Source organism: Rhizobium sp. CSW-27, from assembly GCF_018760785.1.
GTDB lineage: Bacteria > Pseudomonadota > Alphaproteobacteria > Rhizobiales > Rhizobiaceae > Neorhizobium.
In genome coordinates, this window is the sequence record NZ_JAHHZO010000002.1 from 36,568 (window position 1) to 53,075 (window position 16,508).

General features: G+C 64.8%; 14 protein-coding genes. All 14 read right to left on the reverse strand.

Translation table 11 applies throughout. The features are described 5' to 3' along the window. Positions 1 to 37 precede the first annotated feature (37 nt). The 14 genes from KLP42_RS03755 to KLP42_RS03820 all read right to left on the reverse strand — a co-directional run bounded on the left by KLP42_RS03755 (position 38) and on the right by KLP42_RS03820 (position 16,495). Positions 38 to 1,240 carry an osmoprotectant NAGGN system M42 family peptidase gene (locus KLP42_RS03755; RefSeq protein ID WP_215564866.1) on the reverse strand — a complete coding sequence of 401 codons (1,203 nt, stop codon included), beginning with the start codon at positions 1,238 to 1,240 and terminating at the stop codon, positions 38 to 40. Positions 1,241 to 1,242: 2 nt separating this feature from the next. Continuing rightward, positions 1,243 to 3,042, reverse strand: coding sequence for an N-acetylglutaminylglutamine synthetase (ngg, locus tag KLP42_RS03760; RefSeq protein WP_215564867.1), 1,800 nt, complete (start codon positions 3,040 to 3,042; stop codon positions 1,243 to 1,245). Positions 3,043 to 3,046: 4 nt separating this feature from the next. Continuing rightward, a complete protein-coding gene (locus KLP42_RS03765) occupies positions 3,047 to 4,822 on the reverse strand; it encodes an N-acetylglutaminylglutamine amidotransferase (protein ID WP_215564868.1) in 1,776 nt (591 codons plus the stop codon). 180 nt (positions 4,823 to 5,002) lie between these two features. Beyond that, complete coding sequence (locus KLP42_RS03770; RefSeq protein WP_215564869.1) at positions 5,003 to 5,665, reverse strand: TetR/AcrR family transcriptional regulator; 663 nt, start codon at positions 5,663 to 5,665, stop codon at positions 5,003 to 5,005. A 131-nt stretch (positions 5,666 to 5,796) separates the two neighbouring features. Next, the gene (locus KLP42_RS03775; protein ID WP_215564870.1) at positions 5,797 to 6,162 is read right to left on the reverse strand and encodes a FlxA-like family protein; all 366 of its coding nucleotides are present in this window, start codon (positions 6,160 to 6,162) and stop codon (positions 5,797 to 5,799) included. A 111-nt stretch (positions 6,163 to 6,273) separates the two neighbouring features. Continuing rightward, the gene (locus tag KLP42_RS03780; protein ID WP_215564871.1) at positions 6,274 to 8,232 is read right to left on the reverse strand and encodes a MacB family efflux pump subunit; all 1,959 of its coding nucleotides are present in this window, start codon (positions 8,230 to 8,232) and stop codon (positions 6,274 to 6,276) included. A gap of 4 nt (positions 8,233 to 8,236) precedes the next feature. Further along, the gene (locus KLP42_RS03785) at positions 8,237 to 9,445 is read right to left on the reverse strand and encodes an efflux RND transporter periplasmic adaptor subunit (RefSeq protein WP_215564872.1); all 1,209 of its coding nucleotides are present in this window, start codon (positions 9,443 to 9,445) and stop codon (positions 8,237 to 8,239) included. Positions 9,446 to 9,558: 113 nt separating this feature from the next. Then, positions 9,559 to 10,875 carry an L-fuconate dehydratase gene (locus KLP42_RS03790; protein ID WP_215564873.1) on the reverse strand — a complete coding sequence of 439 codons (1,317 nt, stop codon included), beginning with the start codon at positions 10,873 to 10,875 and terminating at the stop codon, positions 9,559 to 9,561. Between the two features lie 44 nt (positions 10,876 to 10,919). Next, positions 10,920 to 11,765, reverse strand: coding sequence for a fumarylacetoacetate hydrolase family protein (locus tag KLP42_RS03795; protein ID WP_215564874.1), 846 nt, complete (start codon positions 11,763 to 11,765; stop codon positions 10,920 to 10,922). A 26-nt stretch (positions 11,766 to 11,791) separates the two neighbouring features. Then, complete coding sequence (locus KLP42_RS03800; RefSeq protein ID WP_215564875.1) at positions 11,792 to 12,523, reverse strand: SDR family oxidoreductase; 732 nt, start codon at positions 12,521 to 12,523, stop codon at positions 11,792 to 11,794. 108 nt (positions 12,524 to 12,631) lie between these two features. Next, entirely contained in the window at positions 12,632 to 13,642 is a 1,011-nt protein-coding gene (locus KLP42_RS03805; RefSeq protein ID WP_215564876.1) for a zinc-binding alcohol dehydrogenase family protein, read from the reverse strand. 4 nt (positions 13,643 to 13,646) lie between these two features. Next, positions 13,647 to 14,465 (reverse strand): amidohydrolase family protein, encoded by an 819-nt coding sequence (locus KLP42_RS03810; protein ID WP_215564877.1) that lies wholly within the window; start codon positions 14,463 to 14,465, stop codon positions 13,647 to 13,649. Between the two features lie 2 nt (positions 14,466 to 14,467). Continuing rightward, complete coding sequence (locus KLP42_RS03815) at positions 14,468 to 15,481, reverse strand: aldo/keto reductase (RefSeq protein WP_215564878.1); 1,014 nt, start codon at positions 15,479 to 15,481, stop codon at positions 14,468 to 14,470. Between the two features lie 66 nt (positions 15,482 to 15,547). After that, positions 15,548 to 16,495 carry an ABC transporter substrate-binding protein gene (locus KLP42_RS03820; protein WP_215564879.1) on the reverse strand — a complete coding sequence of 316 codons (948 nt, stop codon included), beginning with the start codon at positions 16,493 to 16,495 and terminating at the stop codon, positions 15,548 to 15,550. Positions 16,496 to 16,508 lie beyond the last annotated feature (13 nt).

A 16,508-nucleotide genomic window follows, 5' to 3' on the forward strand; every position in this document is an offset into this window, starting at 1 on the left:
TGCCGCTCTAACCCCGCCTGCCGGACAGGGTTCCGCTTCAGACCACGCTCGGCGAGGAATTGCCGCGATGCGGGCGTTGCTGCTCGGGTTCGCGTCGCCTGGCGACCGGTACGACCACGTCCTGTTCCGCCTCCTGTGTCGGCTGGGTGGTGAAGCCCTTCGCGCTCGACAGTTCGTTCACGTCGCGTCCGATCAGCACGGGGCTGACGGCGAATGCCGAGACGAGCTGCGCCACCGAAACCAGTGCGTGCCTGTGGATGCGCTCGTAACCGTGCGAGGCATCGACGCCGAAGGTGGCGAGCGCCGTGCGGATGTCATGGCCTGCCTCCAGTGCGGAGGCGGAATCCGATCGATAATAACGGAACACATCCTTCTGGTGGGGGATGCGCTTTTCCTCGCACAGTTCCACCAGCTTGCGCGTCAGGTGGTAATCGAAGGGGCCGGTCTGGTCGGCCATGGCAATGGTCACGCCGAATTCGGAGGAATTCTGCCCCGGTGCCGAGGTGCCGTTGTCGATCGTCAGCATCGAGGCGATGTCGGGCGAGACGACCGATGAGGCGCCAACCCCGACTTCCTCCGCAATGGTGAAGAGCCAGTGCGTATCCACCGGCGTGTTGGCTCTGGTTCGCTCCAGTGCCTCGATTGCTGCAAGCAGGATGGCAACGCCCGCCTTGTCGTCGAGATGGCGGGAATTGATGAAACCGTTGTCGAGGAATTCGGCGCCGGTATCGATCGCCACCGTGTCGCCCACGTCGATGCCGAGCGCCAGCGTCTCGGCCGCCGAGCGGGTGACGGCATCGACGCGCAGTTCGACGTAGGGCCAGCCGACAGGCAGCGTGTCCACCTCGTCATTGAAGGTGTGGCCGGAGGCCTTCAGCGGCAGGATCGTGCCGCGAAAGGCGCCGTGATAGCTGTAGATCGTCACCCGCGCGCCCTCGGCGAAGCGGGCAGACCAGTGGCCGATCGGCACCAGTTCCAGCCGTCCGTTCTCCTTGATCGCCTTGACCTGGGCGCCGAGCGTATCGACATGCGCGACGATCGCCCGCGCTCCCTGTCGGCGGCTCCCCTGCCGCACGGCGCGGATCGCGCCACGGCGTGTCAGTTCCGGCGTCAGCCCCAGTCGCTCCAGCTCGCGGGAGCAGTGGATCACCACCTGGTCGGTGTAGCCCGTCGGGCTGTTGATCGCCAGCAGCGCCTTCAACTGGGCAAGCAGGTAGTCTTCGTCGATATCGGTGGTCATCGTCACATCTTCCCCAGCGCATTGCGGGCGGCGCGATGCCCCGAGAGCGGAAACAGCAGATCGAGAAACCGCCCAGCCGTTGGCTGCGGCTCGTGATTGGCCAGCCCCGGCCGCTCGTTGGCTTCGATGAAGACATAGTCCGGATCCGTCGGGCTCCGGACCATGAAGTCGATGCCGACGACGGGAATGTCGATGGCGCGCGCCGCCTTGACCGCCGCCTCCACCAGCCGGGGATGCACGATTGCGGTCACGTCATGGATCGACCCGCCGGTGTGCAGATTGGCGGCCTTGCGCACCACAACGTCGCGGCCTTCCTCCAGCACGTCCTCCAGGGTCAGGCCCGACAGCTGCAGGCAGCGTTCGGTCTCCGCGTCGATGGGGATCCTGCTTTCGCCGCCGGTTGCCGCGGCACGGCGGCGTGACAGCGTCTCGATCAGCTGCCGCACGCTGCTGCGCCCATCGCCGACGACATGCGGCGGACGGCGGATTGCGGCGGCCACCAGCTTGAAGTCGATGACGACGAGGCGCAGATCCTCGCCCTCGAAGCAGGCCTCGATCAGAACCCGGTCGCAGACCTCGCGGGCGGCAGCTATGGCGCTCTTGATCTCGCTGAGTGTCGAGAGACCGACGGCCACCGCGCGGCCCTGTTCGCCGCGAGCCGGTTTCACCACCACGCGCGCATGCTTCTCCAGGAAGGCCGCCAGCGCCGCATCGTCGTCTCCTGCCGTCATCTGTTCGGGCACGGTCAGGCCGGCACGTTCCACCACGCGGCGGGTGACGGCCTTGTCGTCGCAGATCGACATGGCGACGCCGGAGGTAAGCTCCGAGAGGCTCTCGCGGCAATGCACGGAGCGGCCGCCATTGGAGAGCCTGAAGAAGCCGCCCTCCGCATCGGTGATCTCCACATGCACGCCGCGGCGGCGGGCCTCGTCGACGATGAGGCGGGCATAGGGGTTCAGCGCATCATAGGCTTCGAGCGGCCGGGCAAAGAGACGCTCGTTGATGGAGTTCTTGCGCTTGACGCAAAAGGCCGGAATGCGCCGGAAGCCGAGTTTCTCGTAGAGCGCGATCGCCTGCGCATTGTCGTGCAGCACCGACAGATCCATGAAGGCCGCGCCGCGCGCCTTGAAGTGTTCACCAAGCCGCCGGACCAGCGTTTCGCCGATCCCGGCATGGCGGGCCTGCGGATCCACGGCAAGGCACCAGAGCGATGAACCCTGTTCGGGATCGGCAAAGGCGCGCACGTGGTCGATGCCCGTCACCGTGCCGATCACCTCGCCGGTCGCCTCGTCCTCCGCCACCAGATAGGTGATGGCGCGGTTGTCGCGGTTCGACCAGAAGAAATCCGGCCGCACCGGAACCATGTTGCGGGCGGCATAGATGCGGTTTACCGCGCGGGCATCGGCCTCGGATGTCAGGCGTCGCACGGAAAAGCCGCGCGGCTGCCGGCGGCCGGAACGATAGGTGGAAAGGTCCAGCCGATAGGTATGCGAGGGATCGAGGAAGATCTCCTGCGGCGCTTCCGCCAGCAGCACATGTGGATCTGCGACATAGACCGCGATATCGCGGTGCTCCGGCGCTTCCTCGCGCAGCGCCGAGACAAGCTCGCCGGCATCGTCGAAGGTCTGCGCGAAGATCAGGCGGCCCCAGCCGCAATCGATGCAGGCGGAAAGGGTCGGCCCTTCCTCATGCATCGATGCCGTCTGGCGCAGCGATTCGAAACGCTTGCGCTTCAGCCGGTGCGCCACGGCCTTGTCGCTGCGGATGCGCTGGGCGCGCTCGCTCGTCTTGTTGCCTGCCATGGTCCTACACCCCCTGTGCCTGCAGCCACAGTTCCAGCAGCCCCACCTGCCACAGTTCCGAGCCCTGAAGCGGCGTGATGTGACCAGTCGGATCGGCAAAGAGCCGCTGCAGATAATCGTCGCGGAAGATGCCGCGCTCGCGTGCGGCCTGCGAGGTCAGCGCATCGCGCACCATGTCGAGATAGGGTCCGTCGACATATTTCAACTGCGGCACCGGGAAGTAGCCCTTCTTGCGGTCGATCACCTCATGCGGAACGACCAGGCGGGCGACATCCTTCAGCACGCCCTTGCCGCCCTCGTTCAGCTTGAATTCCGGCGGGATTTTCGCCGCCAGCTCCACCAGCTCGTGGTCGAGGAAGGGCACGCGCGCCTCCAGCCCCCATGCCATGGTCATGTTGTCGACGCGCTTGACCGGGTCGTCCACCAGCATCACCTGGCTGTCGAGACGCAGTGCCGCATCGACCGGGGTATCGGCGCCGGCCTTTGTCAGATGCGCGGCCACCAGCGCGCGGCTCACATCGCTGTCGGCCATCCAGTCCGGATTGAGCTGGGTCTTCAGCACCTCATGCGAGCGGTCGAAGAAGACCTTTGCGTAGTCGCCCACCACATCGTTCGTGTTCTGCAGCGGCGGATACCAGTGGTAACCGGCAAACACCTCGTCCGCTCCCTGGCCGGATTGCACGACGCGGATGTGCTTGGAGACTTCCTTGGCAAGCAGATAGAAGCCGACATTGTCATAGGAGACCATGGGCTCCGACATGGCGCCGATCACCCCCGGCAGCGCCTCCATCAGCTGCGAGGAGGGCACGAAGATCTTGTGATGATCGGTGCCGAAACGCTGGGCGATGAGGTCGGAATAGACGAATTCGTCGCCCTTTTCGCCGTTGGCCTCCTCGAAGCCGACGGAAAAGGTCATCAGGTCCTTCTGGCCTTCCTCCGCCAGAAGACCGGTGATGATGCTGGAATCGACGCCGCCGGACAGCAGCACGCCGACCGGCACGTCCGCGACCATCCGTCGGCGCACCGCGATGCGCAACGCATCCAGCACGCGGTCGCGCCATTCCTCGCGCGACAGGTCGGCCAGGGTTGCATCGCGCTGGTGCGGCGGGTTCCAGTAGAGGCGATCCGTCTCACGGCCGTCTGCCTCTATGACGCGCAGGGTTGCCGGCGGCAGTTTCTTCACGCCATTGAGGATCGTGCGCGGCGGCGGCACGACCGCATGAAAGCTCATATAGTGGTGGAGGGCGTCTCGGTCGATCGAGGTGTCGATGTCGCCGCCCTTCACGAGAGCCGGAAGCGTGGAAGCAAAGCGCAGGGCGCCGGCGGTCCGTGCCAGATAGAGCGGCTTGATGCCGAAGCGGTCGCGCGCCATCACCACGCGGTCGGTGTCGCGCTCGTGGATGACGAAGGCGAACATGCCGTGGAAGCGTTCGACGCAGGCCGTGCCCCAGGCATGCCATGCCTTGAGGATCACCTCGGTATCGCCATGAGAGAAGAAGCGGTAGCCCCTGCCTTCAAGCTCGGCGCGCAGCTCCGGATAGTTGTAGATGCAGCCGTTGAAGGCGATGGTGAGGCCGAGTTCGCCATCCACCATCGGCTGGCGCGCCTTCTGCGACAGGTCGATGATCGACAGACGCCGATGCGACAGGGCTGTCGAGCCGTGGATGACCATGCCGGAACCATCCGGTCCCCGGGGCGCAATCGCCTCCATCATCCTTGCCTGAACCAGAGGGGATGGCTGAGCGCCGTCGAACCGAATTTCTCCGCAGATTCCACACACTGTGCTGCTTTAAGCCTCTTTCTTCCTTCTCGAAATTGCCCCGTTGGCAGGGACGCGAAAGGCTGCAGCCGACCCGTCGTCGCACCCCAGCCATGGGCCAAACGAAGAAGTTCCAGAAAGGTTGCGATCTTTTTTGCAGAAGCAGGCGGGCTTTTTGCGAACCTGCGCGCGGGGTCCGGATCAGTCGGGACGCGTGCCGCGCACGAAGAGGGCAATCGCCTGTTCCATGTGGCGGCGCCGGTCGGCCAGATCCTTCCAGCCCTTCGGTCCACGGCCGATGCCACCCATCAGCAGATCCATCAGCATGCGCGCGCCGGTCACCGGGTCTTCCAGCACAAGCCTGCCCCTGGCCATCTCGCCGGTCAGCCATTCGGCAAGCTGCCGGCGCGAGGTGTCCGGACCCTCGCGAAACAGCACTTCCATCAGTTCCGGCATCTGGTGCGACTGCTGCATCACCATGCGGATGAAGGCCTCGCGTTCGCGCTCGGTCTCCGCATCGATATCGAGCATGAAGATCCTGCCGATCACCTCCGCAAGCGGAGCGTCCTCATCGGCCGGTCGCGGCAGGTCGAGCATCATCTGCCGATGTGCGGCCACAACGGCAATCAGGAGATCCGTCTTGCTGGGAAACAGCCGGTAGAGCGTCTGCTTGGAGATGCGGCAGCGATTGGCAACGATCTCGGTGGTGGTGCCTGCCAGCCCGAGCTCGATGAAGGTGCGGCGCGCGGTGTCGATGATGGCCTGGCGCCGCAACGGGTCCGGCAGGCTTTTCGGACGGCCCCGTCCGCGCTTGAGGGGCGAGGCCGCCGCTTCGCCATCCCTGTTCTTGTCGTGATCGTCCATCGGGCCATGCACCTGTCGCAGCGGAGCGATCGTTGCGATCAGCGTCCCGCGCTGGTTGCCTTAACCCAGTTTCCGAGGAAAATCACCCGTCGATCGGGCATGAACGCAGATCGTGCCCGATCGGGGTCGGCTCAGACATAGATCGTACGGCTGCCGAACTCGGTGGTCTCGTCGAAGTTGGTGGTGCCGATCCGCTCGCTCTCGCCCGACAGCTTTGCCGGTTCTTCCGGCTCCTCCTCGGTGGACTTGGACGCGGATGCGCTCTCCTTGGCCTGGGCGGCCTTGGCTTCGTCGATCTGCTTCTGCAGGGCGTCGATCTGTTCCTGCAGTTCCTCCTTTTCGGCTTCGTCCTCGGTCTCGGCGAGCTTCGCCTGTTTTGCGGCAAGCTGTGCCTCAAGGCTGGCGATGTCGGCGCTGCTCGACGAGGAGGAGGTGCTTGTGGACGTCGTGGACGACGACAGGAGCGTGGATGCGGTGCTGGAAATCGAATCAACCATGGTGAAAACCTCGTGCCGGTGAAACAGCCGCAAGGTGCGCTGCGCAGCTTAACTGAGGCTTAATAACCTGTACCGAGAAGTACCAATAAACCCTCGGTTTTGTCGCCGGCCTCAGGAGAGGGCGGCGACCGGGTCGAGACGCGAGGCATTGCGGGCCGGCAGGAAGCCGAACACGATGCCGATCAGGCAGGAGCAGGCAAAGGCGAGCAGCATGGGCGTTGCCGAGAAGATCAGGCTGATGCCCGCCCCGGACAGCGATGCGGCAGCGCCGACCGACAGTGCCAGCATGATGCCAAGGCTGCCGCCGATGAGGCAGACGAGCACCGCCTCGATGAGGAACTGCTGCAGGATATCCATCCGCCGCGCCCCGACCGCCATGCGCACCCCGATCTCCGCCACCCGTTCCGAGACCGAGACCAGCATGATGTTCATGACGCCGATGCCGCCGACGATCAGCGAGATGACGGCAATGGCCGAGACGAGCAGCGTCATGGTCTGTGTCGTGCTGGTGATCGTCTTGCGGATGTCGTCGGTGTTGAGGATGAAGAAATCCTTGGTGCCGTGGCGACGGGTGAGGAAGTCGGTCACGGCCTGCTCGGCGGCATCCATTTCCGCATCGTCGGCGACGCGCACCGTTACGCTGCGCAGCGATGTGGTGCCCAGAAAACGCGTCTGCACGCTGGTATAGGGCAGGTAGATTGACAGGTTGTCGCTGGAGCCGAAGCCCCCCTGCTGCGAGGAAATCACGCCGACCACCCGCACCGGAACGGTGCCGGCGAGAATGATCTGGCCGACCGGATCGAGCCCGGAGGAACTGAACAGGGCTTCTGCGGTATTCTCGTCGATGACCGCATCCTGGGAGAGCGTCGCGACGCTTTCGTCATCGAAGAAGCGGCCGGCGACCAGCGTGGAGCCCTTGACGATGAAATACTGGCTGCCCACGCCGTTGACGAGCGCGTTGGCGACGGTGGAGCCGAAGCGTGCGGTCGTGCTGGTCGAGACGGTGGGCGTGACGGCCGCCACATAGGTGAGCTTGGTCAGGGCGTCGGCATCCGACACAACCAGCGTGGTCACGCGGCCGGACCGGGTGTCGCCGAACCCCTTGCCGGGAAAGATCTCCAGCGTGTTCGTGCCAAGGCTGCTGATATTGGCGAGAATCTGCTGCTGACTGCCGGTGCCGAGCGCTACCACCAGCATGACCGAGGCAATGCCGATGATGATGCCGAGCATGGTGAGGAAGCTGCGCAGCCGATGCGCGGCGAGCGCCTTCAGCGCCATGGTGAAGGCTTCGCGGAAACGGTCCAGCCCGGCGCCCCAGCGGTTCGGGGCGGGCGCGGGTGCGGCTTCATCCTGCGGCGTCCCGATGACTGCTCCGGTTGCCGCATCGGTACGCCGGTCGGCGATGATCACCCCGTCGGAGATCTCGATGATCCGCTTGGCGCGCGCCGCGACGCTCGGATCGTGCGTGACGATGATGATGGTCTTGCCGTCGGCATTCAACTCTTCGAGGATGCGCAGCACCTCCTCGCCGCTCTGGCGGTCGAGTGCGCCGGTCGGCTCGTCGGCGAGAATCACTTCGGCATCGTTCATCAGGGCACGCGCAATGGAGACGCGCTGCTGCTGGCCGCCCGAGAGCTGGCCAGGCCGATGCCCGGTGCGGTCCGCCATGCCGAGCCGTCCGAGCAGGGCCGCAGCCCGCTCGCGCCGCTCGCCGCGGGAGCGCCCGGCATAGATGGCCGGAATTTCCACATTTCCGACAGCCGAAAGCTCCGCCAGCAGGTGGTAGCGCTGGAAGATGAAGCCGAAATGTTCGCGCCGCAGCGCCGACAACTGGTCGCTGTCGAGGGCCGAGGTATCCTTGCCGGATACGCGATAGGTTCCGGCGGTCGGGCGGTCGAGAAGGCCGAGCAGGTTCATCAGCGTCGATTTGCCCGAACCGGAGGCACCGATAATGGCCACCATCTCGCCACGCTCGATGGTGAGGTCGATATCCTTCAGCACGGTCAGCGTGCCTTCGCCGGACACGTAGTCGCGACGCAGCTTCTCGACGGAAATCAGGGGCGCGCTCATCGGCTCAGAACCCCATCGGCGGGCCGGGGCGATTGTTGCTGCTGCTCTTGCTCGCGCTCGCCTGGCCGATGATCACGTGCTCGCCTTCGGAAAGCCCCTCGCGCACTTCGGCGGTGATCTTGTTGTTGAGACCCACCACGATCTGCTGCTCGCGCGGCTGACCGTCGGAACCTATGACGCGCACCTTTGTATGTCCCTGCTTGTCGATGGTTCCCAGCGCGGAGGAGGGAATGGTCAGCACGCCCTTGGCGGTGCCCAGCACGATGTTGACCTCTGCCGACATGTAGGTTCGGAACTTGCCCTCCGGGTTCGGCACGTTGAAGGTGCCGATATAGTAGATCGCCGAGGAGGAGGAACTGGAGGAGGAACTGCTGCTGGTGGTGGTGGAACTGCTGACGGCGCTGTCGCTGGTGATCGATTCCGGTGCCGGCTCGATGGTCTCCAGCGTGGCGTCATAAACGGTCGCGCGGTCGCCGATCAGGTTGAAGCGCAGATGCTGGCCGGGCTCGACCTTGGGAATGTCGGCCTCTGAAATCTCGGCGCGCACCGTCATGGTGGTCAGGTCGCCCAGAATGACGATCGTGGGGATCGACTGGCTGGCATTGACGGTGCGGCCTTCCTGGTTGACGATCGACAGGATGGTGCCGTCCATCGGCGCCGTGATCTGGGTGTAGCCGAGTTCCGCCTGCGCCGTTTTCACCGCGATCTCGGCCGAAACGATCTGCGCGTTCAGCGCCGCGATCTGCGCCTCGGTGGTCTTCACATTGGTCTCGGCGGTCTGCAGGTCGGCCTGCGAGCCGGCCTGGCTGCTATAGACGGCCTTCTGGCGTGCCAGTGTCGTCTGGTAGCCTTGCAGCGTTGCCTGTTTTTCGGAAAGCTGTGCCTTCACATTGGCAAGCGAGGCTTCGGCCGTCTTGAGATCGTTGGTCTGGGTGGTGGAATCGATCTCGGCGATCAGGTCGCCCTTCCTGACGGTATCGCCAAGCTTCACCTTGATGGAGGTGATGCGGCCTGACGCCTGCGAGCCGACCGCCACCAGCCGCACCGGCTTCAGCGTTCCCGTCGCCAGCACGGTTTCCTCCACATCGGCGCGCGTCACCGGCGCCGTCAGATAGCGCGGGCCAGCCGGCTCGGCGGAGAAATATGTCCATGCAAGACCTGCGGCTGCGGCGATCGCCACCATCAGCAGCAGAGTACGGCGTGTGAGAAACATGCGGAAACAAACCCGGGGTTTTATGAGAACTTGTGAGTTCCCTTAATTCTCCGGGCTATCCGCGGTCAATGCCTTGCGGATTAAAGCTTGGTAATCCGCGCCAGATTTTCCCGTCAGGCGGCGTCTGCGGAGGGCGCCGTGGCGCTGGCCCGCACGGGGGCGAAGGCGAATTGCGCCAGCGTCTCCGGCTTCATCTCGATGGAAAAGCCCGGCAGCTTCGGTGGCATGTAGGCGGCATTCTCGATAAGGCAGGGATCGAGGAAATGTTCGTGCAGGTGATCGACATATTCGATCACGCGGCCGTCCTTCGTGCCGGAGACGGCCACGTAATCGATCATCGAGAGGTGCTGCACATATTCGCACAGGCCCACCCCGCCGGCATGCGGCCAGACCGGCAGGTTGAACTTGGCGGCGATCAGCAGCACGGCCAGCACCTCGTTCAGGCCGCCCATGCGGCAGCTGTCGATCTGCACCACATCGATCGCGCCCTCGGCGATGAACTGCTTGAACATGATGCGGTTCTGGCACATCTCGCCGGTCGCGACCTTGACCGGCGAAATCGCCTGCCGGATCTTGCGGTGGCCGGCCACATCGTCCGGGCTGGTCGGCTCCTCGATGAAGAAGGGATTGCAGAAGGAGAGACGCTTCACCCAGTCGATGGCCTGATCGACCTCCCAGACCTGGTTGGCGTCGATCATCAGGTAACGGTCCGGGCCGATCACCTCGCGGGCGATGGTCAGGCGGCGGATGTCGTCTTCCAGATCGCGGCCGACCTTCATCTTTACATGGTTGAAGCCGGCATCCACGGCCTCCTGGCAGAGGCGGCGCAGCTTTTCGTCATCATAGCCCAGCCATCCGGCGGAGGTGGTGTAGCAGGCATAGCCCTCGCGCTCCAGAATGGCGATGCGCTCCGCCTTGCCGGCCTCGGCCTTCGAGAGGATGGCAATTGCCTCGTCGCGGGTCAGCACGTCGGTCAGGTAGCGGTAGTCGATGATGTCGGCGATCGCCTCCGGCGCCATGTCGGCGACGAGCCGCCAGACTGGCTTGCCGGCTTCCTTGGCGATCAGGTCCCACAGCGCATTGACGACGGCACCCGTTGCGAGATGCATGGCGCCCTTGTCGGGACCGATCCAGCGCAACTGGCTGTCGCCGGTCAGGTGCCGCCAGAATTTTCCCGGATGCGCCTTCATCGTCTCCAGATCGGTGCCCACCACAAGATGACGCATGGCATCGATCGCCATGCAGCAGATGTCGTTGCCGCGGCCGATGGTGAAGGTGAGACCGTGCCCGGCCAGACCGGGCACGTCCGTTTCGAGGATGACATAGGCTGCCGAATAATCCGGATCCGGGTTCATCGCATCCGAGCCATCCAGGCTCTGCGATGTGGGGAACCTCAGGTCGATGATGCGCATGTCGGTGATCTTGGCCATGCTCGTGTCTCCGGCAGTCAGATGTCAGGTGTGTCTTGGAAGGGTCAGATGTCGGCGCGGAAGGTCTGCTTCTGGGTGCCGAGACCCTCGATGCCGAGCTCCACCACGTCGCCGGGCTTCAGGTAGCGCTGCGGCTTCATGCCCATGCCGACGCCGGGCGGCGTGCCGGTGGAGATGACGTCGCCCGGATGCAGGCTCATGAACTGGCTGAGATAGGAAACGAGGAAAGCCACGCCGTAGACCATGGTGGCGGTGGAGCCGTTCTGCATCGTCTCGCCATTCACCTTCAGCCACATGCCGAGGTTCTGCGGATCGGTGATCTCGTCCTTCGTCACCAGCCAGGGGCCGATCGGGCCGAAGGTGTCGCAGGACTTGCCCTTGGTCCACTGGCCGGACCGTTCCGTCTGGAAGGCGCGCTCGGACACGTCATGGGACACGCAGTAGCCGGCCACGTAATCCAGCGCCTCCGCTTCCGAGACATATTTTGCCGTCTTGCCGATCACGACGCCGAGTTCGACCTCCCAGTCGGTCTTTTCCGAACCGCGCGGGATCAGCACGTCGTCGTTCGGGCCGCAGATCGCCGAGCTTGCCTTCATGAAGATGACCGGCTCCGGCGGAACCGCCATGCCGGATTCGGCGGCATGGTCGGAATAGTTGAGACCGATGCAGATGAACTTGCCCGTTCCGGCAACGCAGGGGCCAAGCCGCTCGGAGGCGGCGACGGCCGGAAGCGAAGCGGTATCGAGTTCTGCCAGTTTCGCCAGTGCTGCCGGGTCGAGCGCTGCGCCTGCGAGATCGGCAACATGGCCGGACAGGTCGCGGATCGTGCCGCTTGCATCGACAAGCGCGGGGCGTTCCGCGCCGGGGGCGCCGTAACGAAGCAGTTTCATGGGGAATGTCCTTCTCGTTGAATGCGTCAGATGGTCCAGCCGCCGTCGATGGCGATGGCCTGGCCGGTGGTGTAGGTCGCGCCGGCCAGATGCACGGCAAGGTCTGCGATTTCTTCCGGCCTGCCAAGCCGCCCGATCGGCTGGCGGGCGATAAAGGCGGCGCGCGCCGCCTCATAATCGCCCTGGGCGCGCAGGCGGTCCTGCAGCGAGGGGCTTTCCACCGTGCCCGGGCAGATGGCGTTGCAGCGGATGTTGTGCGCGACGTAGTCGGCGGCGACTGCCTTGGTGAGACCGATCACGGCGGCCTTGCTGACGCCGTAGGCGAAGCGGTTCGGCACGCCCTTGATACTGGAGGCGACCGAGGACATGTTGATGATCGCGCCATCCTTTCGCTCGATCATGCCGGGCAGTACGGCCCGGATGGTGCGGATCATCGCCTTGACGTTGAGGTCCATGGCGAAATCGAGATCGCCGTCCTTCATCTCGAGGATCGAGCCGCCATGCACGACGCCGGCGCAATTGAAGAGAATGTCGACGGCACCGATGCGGGCGACTGAGGCTTTCACCGCCGCCTCGTCCAGCACGTCCAGGCGCTCCACCTTCAGGGTGTCACGCGTCGGCAGCTCTGCCAGCGCCTGTTCGTTGATGTCGGTGGCATGGACGGTGCAACCGGCCTCTGCGAAGGCGATTGCGCTGGCGCGCCCGATGCCCTGTCCGGCGGCGGTGATCAGCACCGTCTTGCCCTTAAGATCTGCCATGTTCGTCTGCTCCCTGTTCTTGTCCTTCGCGCGCCCCTTGTCGGCGCCGTGCCGCATGCTGCCGCCTTGGGTGGCGCTTGACCAGTGCCCCCATTGACCGTTGTTGCGTCACGCAACCTCGATCATCGCCTTCACCACGCCGGCCGCCGGGTCGAGAAGGCCGGAGAATTTTTCCGGTACCTCCGCGAGCCCCATGCGGTGCGTCACCAGTGCATCCGGCACGTGGCCGGCCCGCATGGCAGCCATCACATGCTCGAAATCGGTGACCGTCGCATTGCGGCTGCCGAGCAGCGTCGTCTCGCGCTTGTGGAATTCCGGATCGGAAAAGGTGATGTCGCTCGCGACGATGGAGACCAGAACATAGGTTCCCGCATGGGCGACGAAGCGGAAACCGCGCTCGATCGCCTTCGGATTGCCGGTTGCATCGAACACCGTCTCGAAGAAGTTTCCGTCGGTCAGCGCCGAAAGCCGGTCCACGTCGCCTTCGCCCAGCAGAACGGTGGCATCGATGCCGAGGTGATCGCGGGCAAAGGCGAGGCGATCCTCGCGACCGTCGATCATCGTCACGACGGCGCCCTCCATCTTGGCGAAGACGGCCACCGCAAGGCCGATGGGGCCGGCACCTGCGATCAGCACGCTTTCGCCGGCTTTCGTGCCGGCGCGTGCCACCGCATGGGCGCCGATCGCCAGAAATTCGACCATCGCCGCCTGGTCGAGCGACAGGCCGTCTGCCGGCAAAAGGAAGCGTTCCGGCAGGCTGAGATAGCCCGTCATGCCGCCATCGCGGTGAACGCCGAGAACGCCGATATTGCGGCAGCAGTTGGTGCGGCCCTTGCGGCATGCATCGCAGGTGCCGCAGGAAATGTAAGGGATGATCGAGACCGTCGAACCAGGCACGAGACGACTTCCCGCCGGAACCTCCTCCACGGTCGCTGCCAGTTCATGGCCCATCACGCGCGGATAGGAGAGATAGGGCTGGTTGCCGGTGAAGATGTGCAGATCCGTGCCGCAGACGCCGACGCGGCGCACCCGGACCAGAACCTCGTCGGTCGCACACGTGGGCTTCGGCCGTTCGATGGCCGTCAGCTTGCCGGGCTCGTCACAGATGATCGTCAGCATTTACTTACCTTTCCAGACGATAGAAACGGGCGGCATTGGCCCCGAAGATGGCGGCGTGATCGGCTTCCGGCACGATGGCGCGAGCCTGTTCGAACCAGCCTTGATAATCGCCGGCGAGACGCAGCACCGGCCAGTCGCTGCCCCACAGCACGCGCTCGGCGCCGAAAAGCTCCAGCAGCGTCTCCGCATAGGGGCGCACCGCCTGGGGCTTCTGGTCGCCGGCTTCGGTCAGCAGGCCGGAGAGCTTGACGCAGATCTGCGGCAGGGCGGCAAGGGCGGCCATATCCTGCCGCCAGGCGCTGAAACGGCCCTCGGCGATCAGCGGCTTGGCGCCGTGATCGATGACGATCCGGAGGTCCGGATGACGCCGTGCGAAGGTCAGCAGATGCGGCAGATGTTTTGGAAAGATCAGCGCATCGAAGGCAAGATCGGCGGCCACCATGGCCTCGGCGGCCGGTGCAAGGGCAGGGTCGGCGATCCAGTCCTCCTCGGCAAGGCCCTGCAGCATGGGGCGCAGACCCTTGAGTTTCGGTTGGGCTGCGAGTTCGGCAATGGCGCTCGGCGCATCGTCCGCCTTCAGGTCCGTCCAGCCGACCACGCCACGGATGAACGCGTGGCGCTCGGCCAGGTCCAGCATGTAGACGGTATCGGCTGCGCTCTCCATGGTCTGCACCAGCACGGTGCCGTCGATGCCGCAGGCGGCCATCAGCGGCAGAAGATCCGCCGGCGCAAAATCGCGGTGGATCGGTGCAAGCTCCGGCGGCGGCCACTGGCCGGACCGGTCCGCGAGACGCCAGAAATGCTGGTGGGCATCGATCCGCATGCTCAGGCTCCCGCAGCCGGAACAGGGGCGCCCTCGGCAATCAGGCCCTTGTCCTTCAGGCGGGCCCAGAAAGCGGGGGGAATGCTTTCCTCGAACCAGCCGACATTGGCCGTCAGCTGCTCGGCATTGCGGGCGCCGGAGACGATGGTGAGGGCTGCCGGATGAGCGAGCGGAAACTGCAGCGCGGCCGCCTGCAGCGTGATGCCTTCGGCCTCGCAGGCCGCGCGCAGGGCATCGACGCGGGCCAGCACATCGGCGGGTGCATCGGCGTAGTTGAACTTGCGATTGCCGGCAAGAATACCGGAATTGAACGCGCCGGCAATGACGATGCCGACGCCGCGGCGCGCGCAGTCATCCATGAACGAAAGGCTCTGCTGTTCCAGCAGCGTATAGCGACCGGCCAGCATGCAGATGTTGATGTCGGCCACCTGCAGGGCATCGCGGATGATTTCCCACTCGTTGACGCCAAGGCCGATGGCCCGCGTCAGGCCTTCCTCCCGCAGCCGGGTGAGGGCGCGAAAGCCGCCGCCTTCGGTCAACTGCTGCCAGTAATGGGCGTGGCGCTCGCCATGGGTCACGCTGCCGATGTCGTGCACATAGAGAATGTCCGGCTTCAGGATCCCGAGGCGCTGCTGGCTTGCCTCGAAGGAGCGCATCACGCCGTCATGCGTGTAGTCGTAGACCGGGCGGAAGGGCAGGGGCTCGATATAGCCGTCTTCTTCGGCTCCCACGCTTTCGTCCGGCGTCATCACGCGGCCGACCTTGGTGCTGACCACGTAATCGGTGCGGGCCAGATCGGTCAGCATGGTGCCCAGCCGACGCTCGGAGCGGGTGAAGCCGTAGAAGGGGGCCGTATCGAAATAGCGGATGCCGGCCTCCCACGCGGCCCGGAAGGCGCCTTCCGATTCCGCATAATGTGTCACGCGGTAGAGATTGCCCATCTGGGCGCAGCCCAGTCCCATGCTGGTGAGCGAAACCCCGGTGCGGGCGTGGGTGCGGATGTCGGCGGCCTTCATGACGTCTCTCGTGCAGTGTGGGGAAAGGGCGCGCAGCCCTGTCGGACCGCGCGCGATGGATCGCTATCAGTAGAGAACGTTCTTGGCTTCCGGCTTGTCGATATTGTCCTTGGTGACGACGACGACGCCGGTATCGACGAACTTCTCGACCTTTTCCTTCTTGAGGATCTTGGAAAGCGTCTTCACGCCGAGTTCGCCCATCTGGAAGGAGCCCTGCACGGCAATGGCGGCAAGCGTGCCGTCCTTGACGAAGCTCTGCAGGTCCTGGTTGCCGTCGAAGCCGACGCCCACGACCTTGCCGGCCTTGCCGGATTCCTTCAGTGCGCGGCCCATGCCGATGGCGGTCGGCTCGTTTGCGCCGAAGATGCCCTTGAGGTCGGCATTGGCGGCCAGCACGTCGGTCGTCTGGTTCAGCGCGGTTGCCATCTGCGACTGCGAGTAGAAGGGGCCGACGATCTGGAGCTTGGAATTGGCCTTGATGTAATCGGTGAAGCCACCGACGCGGCCGATTTCCGAGCCGGCGCCCGCGACATAGGACATCACGGCGATCTTGCCTTCCTTGCCCACCTTGTCGATCAGCGCCTTGGCGGCCAGTTCGCCCGCCTTGCGGTTATCGGTGGCGAGGAAGGACTGGTAGTACTGCTCGGCGCCCTTGGCGAGCATGGAGTCGATGATGACGACCGGAATGCGGGCCTCCCAGGCCTTCTTCACCGCCGGAACCAGCGCATCCGGATCCGACGGGGCCAGAACGATGCCGGCGACGCCGCGGTTGACGGCATTTTCCACCATGTTCACCTGGTCGGCGATGGCGGATTCGGCGGCCGGGCCCTGGAATGTCATGGTGTTGCCGCCGCCGACCTCCTTGATCGCCGCATCCGCGCCCTTCTGCACGTTCTGCCAGAAGGTCGAGTTGACGGTCTTGACGATCACGGCGATTTCCGCCGCCTGGGCCGACACCGATGCGGCGCAGATCATGAATGCCGATGCCAGCAAGGCAGATGCGATTTTCTTCATTGTCCATCCTCCT